Origin of the sequence: Streptomyces sp. AM8-1-1 (genome assembly GCF_032229325.1) — a bacterium.
Classification (GTDB): Bacteria; Actinomycetota; Actinomycetes; order Streptomycetales; family Streptomycetaceae; genus Streptomyces; species Streptomyces achmelvichensis.
Genome location: NZ_CP135086.1, coordinates 586,774 through 604,892 on the forward strand (window position 1 = coordinate 586,774; position 18,119 = coordinate 604,892).

18 protein-coding genes and 1 pseudogene are annotated in these 18,119 nt (G+C 70.1%); 10 read left to right on the forward strand and 9 right to left on the reverse strand.

All coding sequences use genetic code 11. The annotated features are described in order from the left end of the window. Positions 1-48 precede the first annotated feature (48 nt). Together RPQ07_RS02605 and RPQ07_RS02610 are read left to right on the forward strand one after the other, a co-directional pair. Positions 49-222: pseudogene (locus RPQ07_RS02605) on the forward strand (ABC transporter substrate-binding protein); the annotation flags it as partial. 18 nt (positions 223-240) lie between these two features. Beyond that, complete coding sequence (locus tag RPQ07_RS02610; protein WP_313948754.1) at positions 241-1,179, forward strand: LLM class flavin-dependent oxidoreductase; 939 nt, start codon at positions 241-243, stop codon at positions 1,177-1,179. A gap of 50 nt (positions 1,180-1,229) precedes the next feature. On the opposite strand, the gene RPQ07_RS02615 is transcribed toward RPQ07_RS02610, so the two are convergent. Continuing rightward, on the reverse strand, positions 1,230-1,976 hold the full coding sequence (locus RPQ07_RS02615; protein WP_313942339.1) for a DUF1838 family protein: 747 nt from the start codon (positions 1,974-1,976) through the stop codon (positions 1,230-1,232). A 501-nt stretch (positions 1,977-2,477) separates the two neighbouring features. On the opposite strand from RPQ07_RS02615, the gene RPQ07_RS02620 reads away from it, so the two are divergent. Continuing rightward, entirely contained in the window at positions 2,478-3,026 is a 549-nt protein-coding gene (locus RPQ07_RS02620; RefSeq protein ID WP_313942340.1) for a DUF1062 domain-containing protein, read from the forward strand. Positions 3,027-3,131: 105 nt separating this feature from the next. Here RPQ07_RS02620 and RPQ07_RS02625 read toward each other — a convergent pair whose 3' ends face one another. Next, a complete protein-coding gene (locus RPQ07_RS02625) occupies positions 3,132-3,485 on the reverse strand; it encodes a VOC family protein (protein WP_313942341.1) in 354 nt (117 codons plus the stop codon). A 188-nt stretch (positions 3,486-3,673) separates the two neighbouring features. Between RPQ07_RS02625 and RPQ07_RS02630 the strand changes: the two genes are divergently transcribed. The 3 genes from RPQ07_RS02630 (at position 3,674) to RPQ07_RS02640 (ending at position 6,258) form a co-directional block, all read left to right on the forward strand. Then, positions 3,674-4,378, forward strand: coding sequence for a VanZ family protein (locus RPQ07_RS02630; RefSeq protein ID WP_313942342.1), 705 nt, complete (start codon positions 3,674-3,676; stop codon positions 4,376-4,378). Between the two features lie 82 nt (positions 4,379-4,460). Next, positions 4,461-5,186 carry a response regulator transcription factor gene (locus RPQ07_RS02635; protein ID WP_313942343.1) on the forward strand — a complete coding sequence of 242 codons (726 nt, stop codon included), beginning with the start codon at positions 4,461-4,463 and terminating at the stop codon, positions 5,184-5,186. Next, positions 5,179-6,258: a HAMP domain-containing sensor histidine kinase gene (locus tag RPQ07_RS02640; RefSeq protein WP_313942344.1), complete on the forward strand. Its 1,080-nt coding sequence runs from the start codon at positions 5,179-5,181 to the stop codon at positions 6,256-6,258. The genes RPQ07_RS02635 and RPQ07_RS02640 overlap by 8 nt, the downstream gene beginning before the upstream one ends. Positions 6,259-6,356: 98 nt before the next feature. Here the strand turns inward: RPQ07_RS02640 and RPQ07_RS02645 are convergent, their stop codons facing one another. The 5 genes from RPQ07_RS02645 to RPQ07_RS02665 form a co-directional block, all read right to left on the reverse strand. Beyond that, a complete protein-coding gene (locus RPQ07_RS02645) occupies positions 6,357-6,959 on the reverse strand; it encodes an HD domain-containing protein (RefSeq protein ID WP_313942345.1) in 603 nt (200 codons plus the stop codon). A gap of 137 nt (positions 6,960-7,096) precedes the next feature. Further along, on the reverse strand, positions 7,097-7,549 hold the full coding sequence (locus tag RPQ07_RS02650) for a VOC family protein (RefSeq protein ID WP_313942346.1): 453 nt from the start codon (positions 7,547-7,549) through the stop codon (positions 7,097-7,099). A gap of 55 nt (positions 7,550-7,604) precedes the next feature. Then, positions 7,605-8,222, reverse strand: coding sequence for a CE1759 family FMN reductase (locus RPQ07_RS02655; RefSeq protein WP_313942347.1), 618 nt, complete (start codon positions 8,220-8,222; stop codon positions 7,605-7,607). Continuing rightward, positions 8,219-9,358, reverse strand: coding sequence for an LLM class flavin-dependent oxidoreductase (locus RPQ07_RS02660; protein ID WP_313948755.1), 1,140 nt, complete (start codon positions 9,356-9,358; stop codon positions 8,219-8,221). Before RPQ07_RS02660 ends, RPQ07_RS02655 begins: the two co-directional genes overlap by 4 nt. A 186-nt stretch (positions 9,359-9,544) precedes the next feature. Continuing rightward, positions 9,545-11,272, reverse strand: a complete 1,728-nt coding sequence (locus RPQ07_RS02665; protein ID WP_313942348.1) for a D-glucuronyl C5-epimerase family protein — start codon at positions 11,270-11,272, stop codon at positions 9,545-9,547. 271 nt (positions 11,273-11,543) lie between these two features. Here RPQ07_RS02665 and RPQ07_RS02670 point away from each other — a divergent pair, with 271 nt between their 5' ends. Further along, positions 11,544-12,719, forward strand: a complete 1,176-nt coding sequence (locus RPQ07_RS02670) for a serine hydrolase domain-containing protein (RefSeq protein WP_413777692.1) — start codon at positions 11,544-11,546, stop codon at positions 12,717-12,719. Between the two features lie 36 nt (positions 12,720-12,755). Here the strand turns inward: RPQ07_RS02670 and RPQ07_RS02675 are convergent, their stop codons facing one another. After that, positions 12,756-13,979 (reverse strand): PP2C family protein-serine/threonine phosphatase, encoded by a 1,224-nt coding sequence (locus RPQ07_RS02675; RefSeq protein ID WP_313942349.1) that lies wholly within the window; start codon positions 13,977-13,979, stop codon positions 12,756-12,758. Between the two features lie 283 nt (positions 13,980-14,262). Here RPQ07_RS02675 and RPQ07_RS02680 point away from each other — a divergent pair, with 283 nt between their 5' ends. The 3 genes from RPQ07_RS02680 (at position 14,263) to RPQ07_RS02690 (ending at position 17,055) form a co-directional block, all read left to right on the forward strand. Continuing rightward, entirely contained in the window at positions 14,263-15,132 is an 870-nt protein-coding gene (locus tag RPQ07_RS02680) for an MEDS domain-containing protein (RefSeq protein ID WP_313942351.1), read from the forward strand. Further along, positions 15,129-16,085: an anti-sigma factor RsbA family regulatory protein gene (locus RPQ07_RS02685; RefSeq protein WP_313942353.1), complete on the forward strand. Its 957-nt coding sequence runs from the start codon at positions 15,129-15,131 to the stop codon at positions 16,083-16,085. Before RPQ07_RS02680 ends, RPQ07_RS02685 begins: the two co-directional genes overlap by 4 nt. Positions 16,086-16,191: 106 nt before the next feature. Beyond that, positions 16,192-17,055: an alpha/beta hydrolase gene (locus RPQ07_RS02690; RefSeq protein ID WP_313942354.1), complete on the forward strand. Its 864-nt coding sequence runs from the start codon at positions 16,192-16,194 to the stop codon at positions 17,053-17,055. Positions 17,056-17,118: 63 nt separating this feature from the next. On the opposite strand, the gene RPQ07_RS02695 is transcribed toward RPQ07_RS02690, so the two are convergent. Next, positions 17,119-17,853, reverse strand: coding sequence for an NPP1 family protein (locus RPQ07_RS02695; RefSeq protein WP_313942355.1), 735 nt, complete (start codon positions 17,851-17,853; stop codon positions 17,119-17,121). Positions 17,854-18,119: the final 266 nt, after the last annotated feature.

Consider the following 18,119-nt stretch of genomic DNA (forward strand, 5'->3'; position numbering starts at 1 on the left):
CGGGCCTCCTGCCTGTGACCTGCGGTCACTGGATGAAAGCCCGTCGGCACAGGCCCGTTCACCTTCGTCTCGCAGATGGAGGGCCTGCAGATCGAACTGGCCGGCAACAAGCGCTACTGGCGGGGAGCGCCCAGGCTCGACAAGCTGGTGATCAAGTCGATCCCGGACGCCGCGGCCCGCACCGCCGCCCTGCGCTCGGGGGACGTGAACTGGATCGAGTAGGACTGCACCACGAGGGCGCTGTCCAGGCCCTCTTCCTCGTTCTCCCCCAGCTCGTGGCCCGACCCCTGGCTGGTGGCCGCGTGGGCGCTGGCGGCCACCAGTCGGCTGCGTGTCGCCGCGGCCCACCGGGCGGGAACCACGGCGCCGACCGCGGCGGCCCGGTCGCTCGCCACGCTGGACAGACTCTCCGGTGGTCGCGCGGCGGCCCACGTGATCGTCGGGTCGAGCGACGCGGACGTCCTGCGCGACGGCGACCCGTTGGGGAAGTCCGACCGCTACCGGCGGGCCGGAGAGTATCTGGAGGTCTTCCGGCGCTCTCTGACGGAGCAACAGGGCTCCGACCACGAGGGCGAGTTCTCCTCGATCCGGGACGCCCTGTCAGGACTGCGTGCCCAACCGCGCGGCGAACTGCTGTCGTTCGGCGGCTCCTCGCCGGAAGGGCTCGACCTCGCGCCCCGGCACGCCGAGGCGTACGCCATCGCACCGCTTCCGGTGCCGGCCACGCGACGCCGTATCGCGGAGGTCCGGTCCGCCGCGGCTGAGCACGGCCGGACGCTGCGCATCTGGCGGCACATCACTCTCGTGCTCGGTCCCAGCGACGAGGAGGCCGCCGCACGGGCGCGGCGGATCACGCAGGACGCGCTGCGCCTCACCTCCGGCCCGGCCTCGGCGCGCTGGACGGAGGCGGTCCAGCTGGACCGGGACCGTGAACGCGGCCGGTCCGACCCGGCACGCGGGCCGGAGCAGGTGGTGGCCTACATCCGCCGGTCCCTCGCCGCCGCCTTCGTCGGCTCCCCGGACAGCGTGGCCGAACGCATCGGCGTGCTGCGGTCGGCAGGGGTGGACATCGTCCAGCTCGACATGGCCGTCGAGACGGACGAGGACCGCGAGCTGCGCCGCGCCCTGGTGGGCCGGCTCCGGTCCCCCCACTCGGCCGGCCGCCGGCGCGGCTGGTAGCGGCGCCTTCCGACGGACCGGGGCCGCTGTGCCGCCGGGCAACCTGCGGCCTACTCCGGCGGGTTGAGCTTGCGGAAGTACGTCCAGCTCGTCTCGTTCGGCTCGCTCCACTTCTCCGGGGCCTCGGCGAACTCCGGGTGACGGTCGGCGATGTAGGCACGAGTGCGCGCGGGGACCTCCGTGTACGAGCCGAGCTTGCGGCCCCGGCAGTGGAACGTGAGGCCGCCGGGCCGCTGCCCTCGTGCCATCCACGGAAGCCACGGGGACATCCGGCTCCACGACATGGTGGCCGGAACGCTGGGCGCGGGGCCGGCCAGGTCGGCGCGGTCGGCGAAGAACTGGAAGAGCTCCAGGGCCTTGTAGGTGTCGCCGGCGGAGTGGACGGGATACTGGGCCACCGGCAGCGGTGAGGGGTAGGCGAGCGGGATCTCCAGGCTGTAACAGACCTGCCCGCCGAGCTCGGTCGTCGGAATGGGGAAGGGACGCCACCGCTGGTTGGCCGGATCGTTCCAGACGTGCACGACCGGCAGGCCCTCCCAGGTCTCCAGGATCTCGCGGGTCGCGGGGTCGAGGTAGAAGGCGGCCTCGCGGGTGAGCAATTGCCAGGCGTCCGGTCCGGCATCCGGGTCCTGGACCAGGCGGGCGACGTTGAGCCCTTCGAAGCCGAAGACACGCCGGTAGGGCTCGTCGGGAGCCCAGGAGTACACGTCGCCGGACCACCAGAAGGTCACCTCCGTGCCGTCGAGCGAAGCACGGGTGCGGGCAAAGGAGCGGAACGACTCCGCGGGTGTGGTCATACGCACTACCCTGCGCCGCCGCCACCGCGGGGAAACACGCGGGTCGGAGGCGGGTCGGACGCGGATCGTCCGCGTCGGCCCGGTGACATCCGCCCCCAGGAGAGCCGACCGCGATCGCCCCAGGGCCGCATCATCGCTCTTCGCCGATCGCCTCGCGTCAGATCACGGTCAACGACTCGCGGCAGGTGCTCCATCAGCGGGAGACCGCGCACAACGCGGTGCCGGCCGGCCTCGATCCGGAAGACATCCCGTTCCTGGTGAGCAATGGGGGGCGGGGGCGGCCGGGAATCATGAGCCCTGCCCGGCTCGTACCGTCGGCCCCGAAAACCGGTGGAGCGGCACAACTCCGCGCCACTACCGTGCTGCCGAACCGAGTCGTCTGGGCAAGGACGTGCCGTTGTACACCCTGTGAGACCTCCCGAGCGCTGAATCGTCGCGCGTCGCACCTGTGCGCCGCGCTCCTTTTTGCTGCGGACTTCTCACTGGAACCGGTGTACTTCTGTGCTCAACAACTGGGTGGTCATGCCCACCTGCCTGCCGCTCGTCCTCCGCCGATGCCACGGGTGCGCGGCGGAGCGCTTCCGGGCAAGCGGAAAATTCCGCGTCAACGCGAACCACAAGGTGATCGACGCCTGGCTCCTCGTGCTCTGTACCTCGTGCGGGGACACGGCGAAGCTCACCGTCCTGGAGCGGGTGAATGTGCGCTCCGTACGGCCTGAGCTGTTGGACCGGCTGCACGACAACGACCCTGGGCTGACAGCTGAACTCCTCCAGGATCCGCTCGTGCTGCGCCGCAATCGCATCGCTCTCGACTGGGACAACGCCTGGCGTCTCGACACCGGCGGATCGGATCATCTGGACCGAGAGGTGATCGACATCTCGGTCCGCTTCGCGGCCCGGATCCCCGTCCGGCCGGTGCGACTGGTCGCCGAGGGTTGCGGTCTTTCGCGGGCCGAGGTGGAGAGGCTGATCACGGAGGGGAAGCTCGTGTCGGCGGTCCGGCTGAGCGGCAAGCTCTCCGGCGACTTCACCTTCACGCTGAAGCGCTGACCCCTGCTCGAAGGTCAGGGCCTGTCCGGCGCATCCTGCCGGGCGGGCCCTGGGCCTCGGAGCACCCCGACTGGTCCGCGTGCACGCTGAGTTGAGACAGTCGGCTCACTGACGCCGCCGGCCGAGGACGCAGAACTCGTTCCCCTCGGGGTCCGCCAGGACGACCCAGGACTGCTCACCCTGGCCGATATCGACATGCTGTGCGCCATGGGCCACCAGACGCGCCACCTCGGCGGCCTGGTCGTCGGGCCTGAAGTCGAGATGCAGTCGGCTCTTCGCCGTCCTGGCCTCGTCGACCCGGACAAAGTCCAGCCCCGGCAGGCGATCCGGCGCCGGGCGGATCTCGAACTCGTCATCGGAGGAGTGGACCACCACCCACCCCAGAGCCTCGGCCCACCACTGCCCCAACGCCACCGGGTCCACCGAGTGGACGAGTACCTGCTCCCATTCCAAGGTCATCCGCAGAGCAAAGACCAGCGCCGCGCGCGTCGTCAGAGCGGCCGACTCATGGGCTGTGAGCCACAGAAGGCCTCGTCCGGCAGCCTCCTGTGGCGAGGGAGTCTGCTTGTCGTGGGCGTATCGAATTGTCGTGGGCGTATCGAAAACCGCATACGCCACCGCAACGGCCCTCCCTCTCCAATGAGGGCATGAACCACAACGCATCCCTGTCGGCACCGGCCCGCCGCGCGCGCGGGATCGTGCTCATCGGCCTGGCCGTCCTCGGCGTGGCGAGCACCCTGTTCGTCCTGTGGCGGCCACTCATGATGTCCGCTCCGACATGCATGGCCGGGCGGTGGCACGGCTGCTTCGACACGTTCAACGGTGTGGTGCTCATGACCCTGGTCGCACTGCCGTTGGCCGCACTGGTGGTGTGGGCGCTGGCGCGCCGCCGGCGTGGCGCGGGAGTCGTCTCGGCGTGGCGGATGTCGCTCGCCGAGGTGGGCATGGTCCACGGGACGGTGCCGTTCCTGTGGCTGACCATGATGCCGGGCGGCGGTGCGGGCGTCGTCCCCGCCCGGGTGAGCCTGGTGCCGCTGCGCGATCTGGTCACGATGGGCTCTCTGGGGATCGTCGGCAATCTGCTGGTCTTCGCGTCGCTGGGGTTCTTCGCCCCGATGCGGTTCGCGGCGGCGGCGTCCGTGCCGCGGATCCTGGCGCTCGGGGTGGGCTGCTCGGTCCTCGTCGAAACCGCACAGTACGTCCTGCGGCTGGACCGGGTGTCCTCCGTGGACGACGTACTGGTCAACGCCTCCGGCGCCGTGCTGGCCGCGCTGGCGTCGCGCCGCTGGTGGCGCACTGCGGAGGAAGCGCCGTCGGACCGGACTCGGCCCGTGATGACCCCGGCGGGCTGAATCATTCGGTCCGGTGTGCCCACGTCGTCGCACCACGCCTTCGCATACACCGGCGATACGGTCTCCTGCTTAGGCTTCGGACATGCGCGTACTGATCGTGGAGGACGAGCCCTACCTGGCGGAAGCCGTCCGTGACGGCCTCCGGCTGGAGGCGATCGCCGCCGACATCGCCGGCGACGGCGACTCCGCCCTGGCACTGCTCGGCGTCAACTCCTACGACCTCGCGGTTCTCGACCGCGACATCCCCGGCCCCTCCGGCGACGAGGTCGCCCGGCGCATCGTCGCCTCCGGCAGCGGCATCCCGATCCTCATGCTCACCGCCGCCGACCGCATCGACGACAAGGCATCCGGGTTCGGGCTCGGCGCCGACGACTACCTCACCAAACCGTTCGAGCTGCGGGAGCTCGTCCTGCGGCTGCGGGCGCTCGACCGCAGACGCGCGTACGCCCGGCCCCCGGTCCGCGAGATCGCGGGCCTGCGGCTCGACCCCTTCCGCAGGGAGGTCTTCCGCGACGGACGCTACGTCGCGCTCACCCGCAAACAGTTCGCCGTCCTGGAGGTCCTCGTCGGCGCCGAGGGCGGGGTCGTGAGCGCCGAAGAGCTGCTGGAACGGGCCTGGGACGAGAACGCCGACCCTCTCACCAACGCCGTGCGCATCACCGTCTCCGCGCTGCGCAAACGGCTCGGCGAACCATGGATCATCGCCACGGTGCCCGGCGTCGGGTACCGGATCGACACCGGTACGGGCCCCGGTACGGACACCGACCCCGGCAGGGACGCCACCACCCCCGGCATGACGCATGGATAGACGCCCAGGGCTCAGCGTCCGATGGAAACTCACCCTCAGCTACGCCGGGTTCCTCGCCGTCGCCGGCGCTCTCCTGCTGGCCGTGGTGTGGGTGTTCCTGCTGCGCTACGTACCCGACAACTCCCAGGGCCTGCTCGGGATCGCGCCCAACCGCTATCTCCTGGTGCGCATGTTCGCTCCCGCCGCTGCCGTGGCGATGCTCCTCCTGCTCGTGTTCGGCCTTCTGGGGGGATGGATCCTCGCCGGCCGGATGCTCGCACCCCTCACACAGATCACGGCAGCGGCACGGATGGCCGAGCACGGATCGCTGTCCCACCGCATCCGCATGGAGGGCCGCCAGGACGAATTCCGAGAGCTCTCCGACGCGTTCGACTCGATGCTCCGACAACTCGAGTCCCACGTCGGGGAGCAGCAGCGGTTCGCCGCGAACGCCTCCCACGAACTGCGCACCCCGTTGGCGATCTCACGGACGCTCCTCGACGTCGCCCGCAAGGACCCCGCGCGGGACCGGGGCGAAATCGTCGAACGCCTGCACGCTGTCAATACGCGGGCGATTGACCTCACCGAGGCGCTCCTGCTGCTCAGCCGCGGCGACCGGGGAAACGTCGCCCGCGAGAGCGTCGACCTCTCCCTCATCGCCGAAGAAGCCGCCGAAACGCTGCTTCCCCTCGCCGAACAGCGCCGGATCACGCTCGATGCCACCGGCTCGGCGGCCCGGACCAGCGGCTCCGCGGAGCTCCTTCTGCGGATGGTGACGAACCTTGTCCAGAACGCCATCGTCCACAACCTCCCCGCCGGCGGCACCGTGACGGTCCACACCGAGGCGGACGGCGACATGAGCGAGCTGCGGGTCGAGAACACGGGCCGCCGGCTCCCGGCGGAACTGGTACCGACCCTCACCGAACCCTTCCAGCGCGGCGCGGAACGCGTACGCACCGACGAGCACGCGGGCGTCGGCCTGGGCCTGGCCATCGTGGACAGCGTCGTCCGCGCCCACGACGGAACACTCGACCTCGTCCCCCGCCCCGCCGGCGGTCTCCGCGTCACGGTCCGGCTTCCCGCCACGCGGTAGGCATCGTCCCCGTATGGGCGCCGGATCCCTGAGCAGCCCGCCAGGGCTGAGCCGTCGGGCCCGTTCCAGGACTCCCCCGTACCGCCGATCGGCCCGCGTCACGGGTGGACCGGAAACTCCGATTGGAAGGCCAGGCGACGCCCGGCGTCCGCGCCGAGCCCGGACAGCAGGTCGTCGAGCGCGAGGTACTCCTCCCAGGGCTCCCGCCCCGTCGCCTCGGCCAGCGCCCGGACCAGCCTGTCCTCGAGGTCGGGGACCCGCTTGTCCTTCCACACCTTGTCGGCCGTGCTGACAAGGAGGTCCTCGATCGTCACGGCGGGGTCGTCCCAGCTCGCGTGCGTGGCGGCGAACCGCGCCAGAGCCGGCTCGAAACCGCGGTCCAGAAGCAGGTCGCGGCCGGCCGGCTCGTGCGCCGAGCCGGGCCCGACGAGCTCCTCGGGGTGCAGTGTCTTGCCTATGTCATGGGTCGCCGCACCGAAGAGAACGGCGTCACGGTCGACGGCAACGTCCGGGTAGCGGTCCCGCACCCAATTGGAGAGTTCGACGGCAACATCGTGGACCGCGCGCAGGTGCGCCGCGAGACGGGGCGGGGCCTCCAGCGAACGCAGGAGTTCCGCCACCACGGGCGGGAGCGGCCGCAGAGGGGGCTCGCCCGGGGCGTCGAGGGCACGGAGCAAGAAGTCCGAAGGCGTCGAGGTCATCCCGCAGACCCTACTGGTGGCGCTCAGCCGGGGCAGGCAGCACTGACGAAGGAGGCAGCGTCGTACGCGCAGCGCCCGCCGGAGAGTTCGCGCGGATCCGGCCCGTCAGTCGGATCCGGCCCGTCAGTCCTCAGTCCTCAGTCCTCACCGGCCGGTGGGTCGGCAAGAATCCCCTTCAGCAGCCCCGTGGACTGCCCGACCTCGATGAGATAGCCGTCAGGGTCGCGGACATAGCACCGGATCTCGGCCTTCCGGTCGATCGGCGGAGTGAGGAACTCCGCCCCCTTGGCGCTCCATTCGCGATAGACGCTCTCGATGTCGGCCACACGTATGTTGAGGAAGCTTGTGGCCGTCGTCGGATCGGTCGGCGGGTGCAGGGTGACGTCGGGTTTGTCGGGCGTCGGCCCGCCGCCGGGGTTCATGAGGAGCCAGCTGTTCGCGAGTTTGACGATGCACGGGTTCTCCTCGAGGACGACCTCGCCACCGAGGACGTCGGCATAGAACGCACGCGATCGTGGGACGTCGGCCACGGTGAGGAAGTGTGTGAGGATCAACCCCGTCGCGGGGGCCGGAAGATCTTCGCTGCGCATGGATCAGCCCTTCGCCTTATGGACGCCGCCGCGTGGTCGACATGGGCCCGGCTCACTACGGTCCGGCGACCGCACCGCCCAGCAGCTGCTGCATGGACGCGAGGTCCTCGTCGGCCACCTCCCGTCGGGCCCGCGGACCACAGGCACGCAGGAGACGGGCGAAGTCGGCCGCGGCGGCGGTGATGCGTTCCCCGAGGGCGGCGCCCGTCTGGGAACCGAAATCACTGGTGGCTGCGTAGACAGCGCGGGGGGACACGATCGCGTGCAGATAGGAGAACATCGGCCGCAGAGCGTGTTCGAGGACCAGGGAGTGCCTCTCGGTACCGCCCGTTGCGCCGATGAGAACGGGCATGTCGGCGAGGGTGTCTTCCGGCAGCACGTCGAAGAAGGACTTGAACAGCCCGCCGAAGGAGGCGTTGAACGCGGGGGTGACAGCAATGACGCCGTCCGCCTCCGCGACCCTGGCGAAGGCCGACTCCAGGGACTCCCCCGCGAATCCGGTCAGCATCGCGTCCATGATGGGGTGGCCCAGCCGACGGAGTTCCACGAACGACGCCTCGACAGAGTCGCCGGACTTCTCGACCTCACCGGTCAGAGCCGTGACCAGCCGGTCGGCGAGGAGTCGGGTCGACGACGGCTCACGCAGGCCGCCGGAGATGATGGCTAGTTTCATCGCGTATCCGGATTCTCTGGGTTCTCGTTCTCCGGTTCGTCCTCGGACTGCCCGCTCTCCTCGCGCCGACGGGCGCGCAGCAGGGACTCGTGCGTCGGTGCTGCCGGGACGTCCGAGGGCCGGCCGACCGCGAACTCCTTGCGGAGGACGGGTACCACCTCTTCCCCGAGGAGATCGAGCTGTTCGAGCACGGTTTTGAGCGGGAGACCGGCGTGGTCGACGAGGAAGAGCTGGCGCTGGTAGTCGCCCACGTACTCACGAAAGCCCAGCGTCTTCTCGATCACCTCAGCCGGTGATCCGACCGTCAGGGGCGTCATCGAGGTGAAGTCCTCCAGCGACGGGCCGTGCCCGTAGACCGGCGCGTTGTCGAAGTAGGGCCGGAACTCGTCGACGGCGTCCTGGCTGTTGCGCCGCATGAAGACCTGTCCGCCCAGGCCCACGATGGCCTGCTCCGGCCGTCCGTGGCCGTAGTGCGCGAACCGCCGGCGGTACAGCTCCACCATCGTCCGCGTGTGGGACGCGGGCCAGAAGATGTGGTTGGCGAAGAATCCGTCACCGAAGTAGGCCGCCAGCTCGGCCACTTCCTGGGTGCGTATCGAGGCGTGCCATACGAAAGGCGGGACGCCGTCCAGGGGTTGCGGCGCAAGGGTGAAGCCCTGAAGCGAACTTCGCAGCTCGCCCTCCCAGTCCACCACCTCCTCGCGCCAGAGGCGGCGCAGCAGACCGTAGTGCTCCACGGTCAGGGGGATGGCCTTGCGGATGTCCTGCCCGAACCACGGGTAGACCGGGCCGGTGTTCCCTCGTCCCAGCATGAGGTCGGTGCGGCCGCCGGACAGGTGCTGGAGCACACTGAAGTCCTCGGCGATCTTGACCGGGTCGTTGGTCGTGATCAAGGTGGTCGAGGTCGACAGGATGATGCGTTCGGTCTGCCCGGCGATGTAGCCGAGCAGCGTCGTCGGCGAGGACGGCACGAACGGCGGGTTGTGGTGCTCGCCCGTGGCGAAGACGTCGAGTCCGACTTCCTCGGCCTTGCGCGCGATGGCGACGGTGGCCTGGATACGCTCCGACTCGGCAGGGGTGAGCCCCGTCGTGGGGTCGGTCGTGACATCACCGACGGTGAAGATGCCGAACTGCATCCCAGACGCTTCGGAAGATTCCATTCCGAGCTCCCTCTGGCTTCACTGCCCGGGCTCTCCCCCATTTTGTCACGCACGATCCTGTCCCGCAGAACCCCTGCACACCGCTGCCGCGACGGTTGGTCCTCGGCCCGCGACGCCGGCGGTGGCGCACCCCCGAGGGGCGCGCCACCATCCCGGCGAGTGTCAGTGCCCGTCCGTCGTGATCTGGTTCGCCGCGACCCAGTAGCCGGTCAGCGTGCCCGCGGTGATCTGGCACATCGGCCGGCCGTTGACGATCGCCCTGCGGTCGAAGGGCGCGTTGGACGGGTTGGCGAACGCGACCGTCTTGATGCTCGCCGCCGTTCCGTCCTCGGTGAAGCGGTAGACCTCCACCGGCTGGTTGCCGCCGGGGAAGGTGAGCGTGCGCTGGGGGCGGAAGACCGTGGTGAGGTACTCACCGCGCAGGAACGAGTTCGGCCACACCTCGCCCACCCACCAGTCGGCGTACGCGCCCGCGCCGATGCGGTAGTAGATGCCGCGGTCCTCGATACGGCGCCTCATCGCCGCGGGCGCCTGGGTCGCCCGGGCGAAGGTGACCTTCTTCGTCTCGAGCTGCGCGTCGCCCTTGGCAGCGACCCAGGTGCCATCGGCGGCCGTGTCCAGGCGGTAGAGCGTGTGGGTGCCCGCCGCGAACGCGATGGTGGAGCCGTCGCGCAGGTACGGCGACGGGAAGTCGTCCGTCAGCACGTCCTGGTGGTGCGCGAAGTCCGGGCTGCCCGTCTGCCAGTGCAGCTGGCGGAACAGGTTGATGTGGTGCTGGTGGTAGGTGGGGGCGGGAATGCGGTGGGTCTGGCAGTAGTACGAGTGCCAGCGGGTGTTGCGCAGCAGCGGGAAGTAGCGGGCCATGGTGGTGGCCGAGCCGTCGTACAGCTGGGCGGCGAGCTCGTTGCCGGTGGCCACGAAGTAGTCCCACAGGCCGAACATGGCGAAGATCATGCCGTTGTAGGTGTAGTCACCCGTGCCCGGTTGCGCGCCCGGGTACTCCTGGATCCACAGATAGCCCGAGTCGTTCTTGTTGATCACCCACGGCTGCGCGTCGTCGGCGCGGAGCAGCGAGGAGAACGCGCCGTCGGCCGCCGCGCGGTAGAGCGTCCGCTCCTCCGTGGTGAGGCCGTCCAGCTCGGACAGCTGGATGAAGAGGCTGATCGCCTCGCCCTGCGCCATGCCGGAGTACCAGGGCGCACGGTAGGAGACGCCGCTGTGCGCCGCGTGCGTGAAGTCGAAGGGGTACGGGAAGTACCAGGCACCGCGCTTCTCGACGCGCTTCTCGATCAGCCGGTTCGCCTGCGCCTTGGCGCGCGTCAGGAAGAGCGCCTTGCGGGCGGGGTCCTGCTCGTTGCGGTAGCTGGTGATGCAGCCCAGGCCGAACTGGATCTGGGTGACGGGCTGGTCGTAGCCGGGCTCGTTCCAGCCCGGCCGGTACTGCACGACGCCCATGGAGTCCAGATAGACGTGCTCCGAGTTGGGGGTGACGTTCGCCCACGTGGTGGGACGGTCGCGCCACGGCCGCAGGTAGTCGGGCAGATCGGTGGCGATCGTGTACCCGGTCCGGTTGAAGGCGAACGGCAGCTCTGTCGGGACGTCGTCGGTGACCGTCCGCGGGTCGGGCGCGCCCGGAGCGTACGGGATGCTGCGGCTCGGCCTGGCGATCCGGCCCTCGGAGATCGGGTCGGGCAGCGGCGGCAGGGGCGCGCTCCCGTCGACTCCTCGCGGGACGCTCAGGGCGAGGGAGCGCGGAATCCCGGGGAACGGGGTGGGGACGGGAGCGGCCGTCGCGACGGACGCGGGCCCGGCGAAGGTCCCCCCTGCCGCGACGGCGGCACCCGCGGCAGCCAGGCGGAGCAGGCGTCTGCGGTCAAGGGTCGGCGGCATTTCGGACATGGCGGAGGCCCCCCCAGGGCTTGGATGAAACGTGAGTGCGAGATGAATGCGGCGTGAAGATCATATCTCCCGCTGATCACATGTCAGCATCCAATTCCGGCCGGTCCTAGGGGCCATCCCCGACAACTCCCCTGTCCAGCAACGCAGTTGCCCCAGGGCTCCGTCAGGGTCGGTGCCGTACTTCTCGCCGATTTCCGCTCCCGCCGGTGCTCGACAGGATGAACCCCGCACGGACAGGCCCGTCCACACCAGGGAGCAACTCTTGAGCATTCCCCGACGTACCGCTCTGACCGCCGCCCTCGTCCTGGGTCTCGGCGCGGGCGCGCTCGCACCGCCCGCCCTTGCTGTGGCGCCCGACGCCCGGGTGACGGCCGGTCAGGCGACCGGACCCGACGCAGCGGCCCTGGAGCAGGCCCTGCGAGGGCTTCCCGACCAGCACGCGACGGCGGCCCTCGTACGCGTCGCTGGCCGGGGAAGCTGGCGGGGAAGCGCGGGGGTGCACGATCTGCGGAGCAACCGCAAGGCCCTGGAAGGGGCGCGGTTCCGGGCCGGGTCCACCACCAAGGTGGTCACGTCGGCCATCGTGCTGCAACTCGCCGCGGAGGGGGAGATCGATCTCGACGGCACCGTGCAGAGATATCTGCCGGGCCTGCTGACGGACGCCTTCGGCCCCATCACCGTACGGCAGTTGCTGACCTTCACCAGCGGGCTGCAGCCCGGCGCCTCTCTCGGTCCGGAGAACGCGGAAGGGTTCGAGAACCGGTTCAGGACCCTCACGCCCGAAGAGGTGGTGGCCGCTTCCGTCGCCAAGGGGCCCTACCAGGGACCGGACGAAGGGCCGGGCAGGAAGCAGCGGTACGCCAACATCGACTACACGGTCCTCGGCATGCTCATCGAGAAGGTCACGGGCGACTCCTACCGCCACCAGGCGCAGGTGCGTATCTTCGGGCCGGCCGGTATGCGGCACACCTCCTTCCCGAGCGGTCCCGACCCGCGCATCCACGGCCCGCACAACCGGGGTTACCAGAGGCTGGCGGACGGCACGGTCGTCGACGCGACGCTGTGGAACATGTCGGACCGGTGGGCGGCGGGCGACATGATCTCCACCACCGCGGACCTGGAGAAGCTTCTCTTCGCGCTGTTCGGCGGGAGCCTGGTCCCACAACCCCTGCTGGACAAGGAGATGTTCACGGTGGCGGACGTGAAGGGCGCCGTGCTGAGCGCGGGGCTTCAGCGCTACGACGCGGGCGGCGGACTCGTCCTGTGGCTCAAGACCGGGTCCCGGCCGGGCTACAGCACCATCATCGCGGCGACCAGGAACCTGTCCCGGACGCTCGTGTACGCGGTCCATGCGCTCGACGCGAAGGCCGAGGGCATGAACCCCGTCGGCGAACGCATCCTCCGCGCCGCGTTCCTTCCACCGCCCCCCGAGGACTGATCCCTGGGCCGGCCCACAGCGCCCGGCCCCCGACGGTCACAGCCGGACGATGACCAGCGCGATGTCGTCGGCCGCCCCGCCGCTGACGTCGAGTTCGCCCAGCACGGCATCGGCCAGGCGCTCCGCGCCGAGTTGCCGGTGGTGGGACAGGGCACCCGCGAGCCGGTCCAGTCCGACGTCGATGTCCTCGCCCCGTCGCTCCACGAGTCCGTCCGTGTAGAGGACGAGCATGGCGCCGGGGGTGTAGGGGCGGCTCGCCTGTGGGCGGGCAACGTGGGAGGGGCGGGCGCCCAGTGGGGGGTCGGTCGCCTGGTCGAGCGCTTCCCAGCTGCCGTCCGGGCGCATCAGGATCGGTGGAGGGTGGCCGGCGCAGCTGTACGTCATGAGGCACCGGCTGGTGTCGATCGTCACCACGGCGGCGGTGGTCGCCACGGCTCCCTCGACGGAGCGGGCGTAGAGGCCGAGGACTTCGAGGGCCTTGGCCGGACCGTCGACGGCGCGCGTCGCCGCGCTCAGGGCGCTGCGCAGCATGCCCATCACGGTCGCCGCCTGCAACCCGTGCCCCACCACATCCCCCACCGCGAGGGCGAAGATGCCGTGCGCGAGATCGACGACGTCGTACCAGTCGCCGCACACATTGAGCGATCCGACGGCGGGCAGATAGCGCACGGCGATGTCCTGGTGCTTGTCCAGGTCGGGCACGTGGAGCATCGCCTCCTGAAGGGCCACCGCCACCTGGCGCTCGCGTGCGTGCGCCTGCCGCAGTTCCTCGTTGACACGCTGCAACTCGCGCGAACGTCCGTAGAGTTCGGCCTCCATTCCCGCTTCCCGCAGTCTGTCGGGGCCGCGCCGCCGGATGTCCTGGAGGAAGGCGGTGACATCCTCGACCCGGTGAAGGATCCAGGCGACTTCGCCGGTCGGGCTGAAGACGGGCGTGTTGGTGGTGGACCACCACCGCTCCTCGAACTGACCGGGGCTGTCCACGAGCGGTATGTCATAGCGCTGCGGCGCCAGGGAATCCGGCTTGCGGGTGTCCAGGACCCGGCGGAACGAGGACGCGAGGCTCGGCACGCCCTCCGCGTCGGGGTCCCCCGGATTGTCGGGGAAGGCGTCGAAGACGAAGCGGTCGACCAGATCCTCCCTGGTGCGGACCGTCGCCAGGAGATACGCGCGGTTCGCATCGACGATGATGAGGTCCGAGTCCAGCACGAGACAGGGACTGGGCGTCGCGAAGAACAACGCTGCGTAGTCGAGTCTCATGGCATCACGTGCTCACATGTCCGCTGCCTCGCCGCTCACCACTCACCACTGATCAATTTACGAGCCTTTCACCCCTTTCGCGAGGGTTGGTATTCACCGCACGAGGGGCAGCGAACACGAGACCCGATACGCAGGGTCCGGACCGGACGGCACCGGCGGCCCGCGGTCACCTCCCGTCACTCTCCGGGACGGATCCTCAGCGCGACGGATTCCGGCCTTGTAGTCTCGACGTTCGGGCGGTGCACGGAGGCGTCATGAGACCGCCGCTTCGCGAGGAGGAACGGTGCCTGCAGTCAGCGGCGGTCGGCCGGCCCCGCCACGGGGCGTCCATGCCTGCCATGCCTACCGCAGTCGCGCCGAGTGGGCAGCCACGGTGACCGCGTCGGTGCGCGAGGGACTCGCGCAGGGGCAGCAGATCCGCTTCTTCGCCGACACGGCCGAGCCGTCGGCGATCGCTTCTCTGCTCCGCTCCGACGGCGTGGACGTGGACACGCTGCTGGGCAGCGGGCAGCTGCGGGTGACGGACACCCACCAGAGCTACCTGGAGCGGCTCCCCTTCGATCCGGACCTGCTGATCGCGGGGCTGCGCCAAGCGTGCGCAGACGCCGTGGCCCAGGGGTATCCGGGACTGCGCGTGGTCGGCGAGATGAACTGGCACCTGCGGCGACCACCGGGGGCCGACCGTCTGCTGGAGTACGAACTGCGGGTCGAGGCAGAGGTGTACGCGGATCTCCCGCTGACCGGGACATGTCTCTACGACCGGCGTGACACGCAGTCGGACATCCTGCTCGCCGCCCATCACATCCATCTGTCGCCGTCCCTCACCCACGTCGCGGGGGTCGACGCGCCCCTGACGGCCGTCCCGTTGACCGGCAGCTCCGGCCTGCGGCTGCGCGGCGACGCCGACACGGACACCCGCACCGCCCTCACCGCGGTACTGGACACCCTGCCCCGGATGCCCGGCAGCGTGGTCCGTCTCGACCTGTCCGGGACGCGGTTCTTCGGCATGGACGCGGTCGGGGCACTGGTGGAGACGGCAGGTACCTTCAGGAGTCAGGGCCGTCGTCTCGTGCTGCAGTGGCCACCGCCCTCCCTGCAACGTGTGGCCGAACTGTTCCCCGACGAGTGCACGGTGCTGGAGGTGGCAGCATGAGCGAAGCGCAGGTTGTCCGGGAGCCGCAGACCGAAGCGTTCGTCCATCCCGGCCTCTTCTACCGCGGTCTCGACGAGTACGTGGCGGAGGTGGGCGGCTTCGTCACCCGGGCGCTGGAGGCGGACGAACCCGTGCTCGTGGCCGTACCCGGGCCGCAGTTGGCCGCGCTGCGCGACAGTATCGGCGCCCCTGGCAGCGGTGTGGACTTCAAGGACATGACCGTCCTCGGCGTCAATCCCGGCCGCATTCTGTCCGCCCTGCAGGGCTTCGCCGACCGCCATACCGGGCGGTCCGCCCGTATCGTCGGCGAGCCGATCTGGCCGTCCCGTTCCCACGAGGAAGTCCTCGAAGCGACGCGGCACGAGGCACTCATCAACACGGCTTTCGCCGGCCGCACGGCCACCATTCTCTGTCCCTACGACGTCGAACGGCTCGGCGAGTCGATCCTCGCGAACGCCCGCCGCACCCACCCGACACTCATCGAGGACGGCAGCCACCAGGCCAGTCCCGCGTACATCGACCCTGCCGTCGTCTGCGCGGACTGCGACGAGCCGCTACCGGAACCGGCCGAGGCGTCCTCGCTCGTCTACAGCCGCGGCCAGCTCGGCCTCGTACGCGAACACGCCGAGACATGGGCCCTCGGCACCTCGCTCGATTTCGGGCGACGCAGCGACTTGGTCCTCGCCATCAGCGAGGCGACCGCCAACTCGATCGCTCATGGCGGCGGCAGCGGCACACTGCGCCTGTGGACGAACGACAGCGGCGCGGCCGTGGCCGAAGTCCGTGACAGCGGTCGGCTGTCCAACCCCCTGGCCGGCCGTCGCCGGCCGTCCATCGCCTCGGCCAACGGTGGCCGGGGCCTCTGGATGATCCACCACCTCTGCGACCTCGTCGAGGTACGGGCAGCCGAGACGGGCCTGACGCTACGGCTCCATATGGCACTCACCCGCTGAGGGCACGGGCGGGCAGCCCGAGCCGCCAACGGCACCACACCAGACGGCCGTTGGCCGGCGGGACCATCCAGTTGCGGTGATCATCCTGCCGTACCAGGGTTGGTGCATGCCTGCCTTCACCGCCTCCGACGGGACCGTCATCACCTATCACCTCGTGGGAGAAGGTGAGCCGCTGCTCTGCATCCCGGGCGGACCCATGCGCGCTTCCGCGTATCTGGGAGATCTCGGCGGGCTGTCGAAGCAGCGCCGACTCGTCCTGCTCGACCTGCGGGGCACAGGCGGATCGGGCCTTCCCGGCACCCCGGCGACCTACCGCTGCGACCGGCAGGTCGATGACGTCGAAGGGCTGCGGGCGCATCTCGGACTCGAGCGTGTCGACGTACTCGCCCACTCAGCGGGCGGTGATCTCGCGCTGCTCCACGCGGCGCGACATCCGGATCGGGTTCGCTCCCTCTCACTGATCACCTCCCGCGCGCGTGCGCTCGGCATCGACTTCACCGACGAGCACCGCCGGGAGGCCGCTCTCCTGCGCGCCGCCGAGCCGTGGTTCGCTTCCGCCCAGGAGGCCTGGGAAGCCGTCTGGGCGGGTTCGGCGACCGATGCCGACTGGGACGCCATCAGCCCCTTCTTCTACGGCCGTTGGGACGCGGCCGCACAGACGCACGCGGCATCCGAGGCCGCCCAGAGCAACGCCGAGGCGGCGGAGGCGTATGCCGCCTCCGGAGCTTTCGACCCTGCCGCCGCCCGGGCCGTCATGGCATCCCTCGACGCCCGGGTGCTGGTCCTCGCCGGGGCTCTCGACAGTGGTCCGCTCCCCCGCGTCGCCGCCGCCGTGGCGGAGCTGTTTCCCCGGGCCGAACTGGCCGTCCAGCCCGACGCCGGTCACTACCCGTGGCTCGACGACCCGCTCCGCTTCCGCGACACCGTGGGCGGGTTCCTCGCCCAGCAGGAGCCCGGACGTCCCGCGTGACAGGGCACCGGGGCCCGAGACGGGCCGGCCCCCGTCCGTGAGCGGAGGGGGCCGGTCCGACGGTCAGGCGTTCGGGTCGAACGGGATGTTCGCCGGCTTGGCCCTGGAGAGGTGCCAGTTGAACTGATCGTCCTTGATGCCGAGGGTGGCGCTGCCGAAGTCGGCCGCGCTCAGCTTGTCGCGGAGGCCCGAGGGATAACCGTTCCAGCCCACGAGCGCCGGGAACTGCCACGTACCCCTGTGGTTCTCCGGCGGCTCGTCACCGGAGTTGGCGGCCCGGAAGGTGTGGGTGCTCACACCGTCCTTGTGATACACGATCTTGGGATGTGTTCCGTCGAAGCGGATCTGGGAACGGTTGTGCACCGTGAACCCGCCGTGTGCGGAGGTCGACACGTACTCGACCTGGTTGTTCTGCACCCACACCACGACGTGCTCCCAGTCGTGGCGGTGACCGAGGCTGCCGCCGCCGAGTGACACCTGGTCCTTCTCGAAGTAGAGCGCGTAGACGATCGCGCACCACCCGTTGTTGCACTTCTCCCGCGAGTACCCGTTGGTGTTCTCCAGGTCGGACAGATCGCGGCAGTTGCCGTTGACGTCACCGCCGAGCTTCAGGCCCGGGGCGATCGTCCCGTCGGGGCCGATGGCGGGAGAGGAGTAACAGCCGTCGCGGTCGTAGTCGTAGGCGGGCTGGAAGGTCTGCTCGAGACCGCTGGCGTTGCCGGGGAGGGCGCGCGGGGGGTCGGCGAAGGCGGTGGCCGGTGACGCCACGACCAGGACGACGGCTCCGGCGAAGCTCATGAGCGACAGTCTGCCCACCCGCCGCGACCGATTCGGCTTGCGGGCCGTGGAGGCACCGTCCGCGGACACGGCGGGCTGCGTGGGGCGCCCGAAGGCCCTCGACGACCACTTCTTGTTCACTGCGTCCTCCTGATCGACACCGTCGCGGGACGGGCAGTCCGGCTGCGGCATGCCCGGAGCACCGTCTCCCGCGTCCGTCGGCCTCCGGAGAGTGGACAGATGTCGCTCTGGTGAAGGAACGCCCAATACTGCGGAGAGGAAGGGGG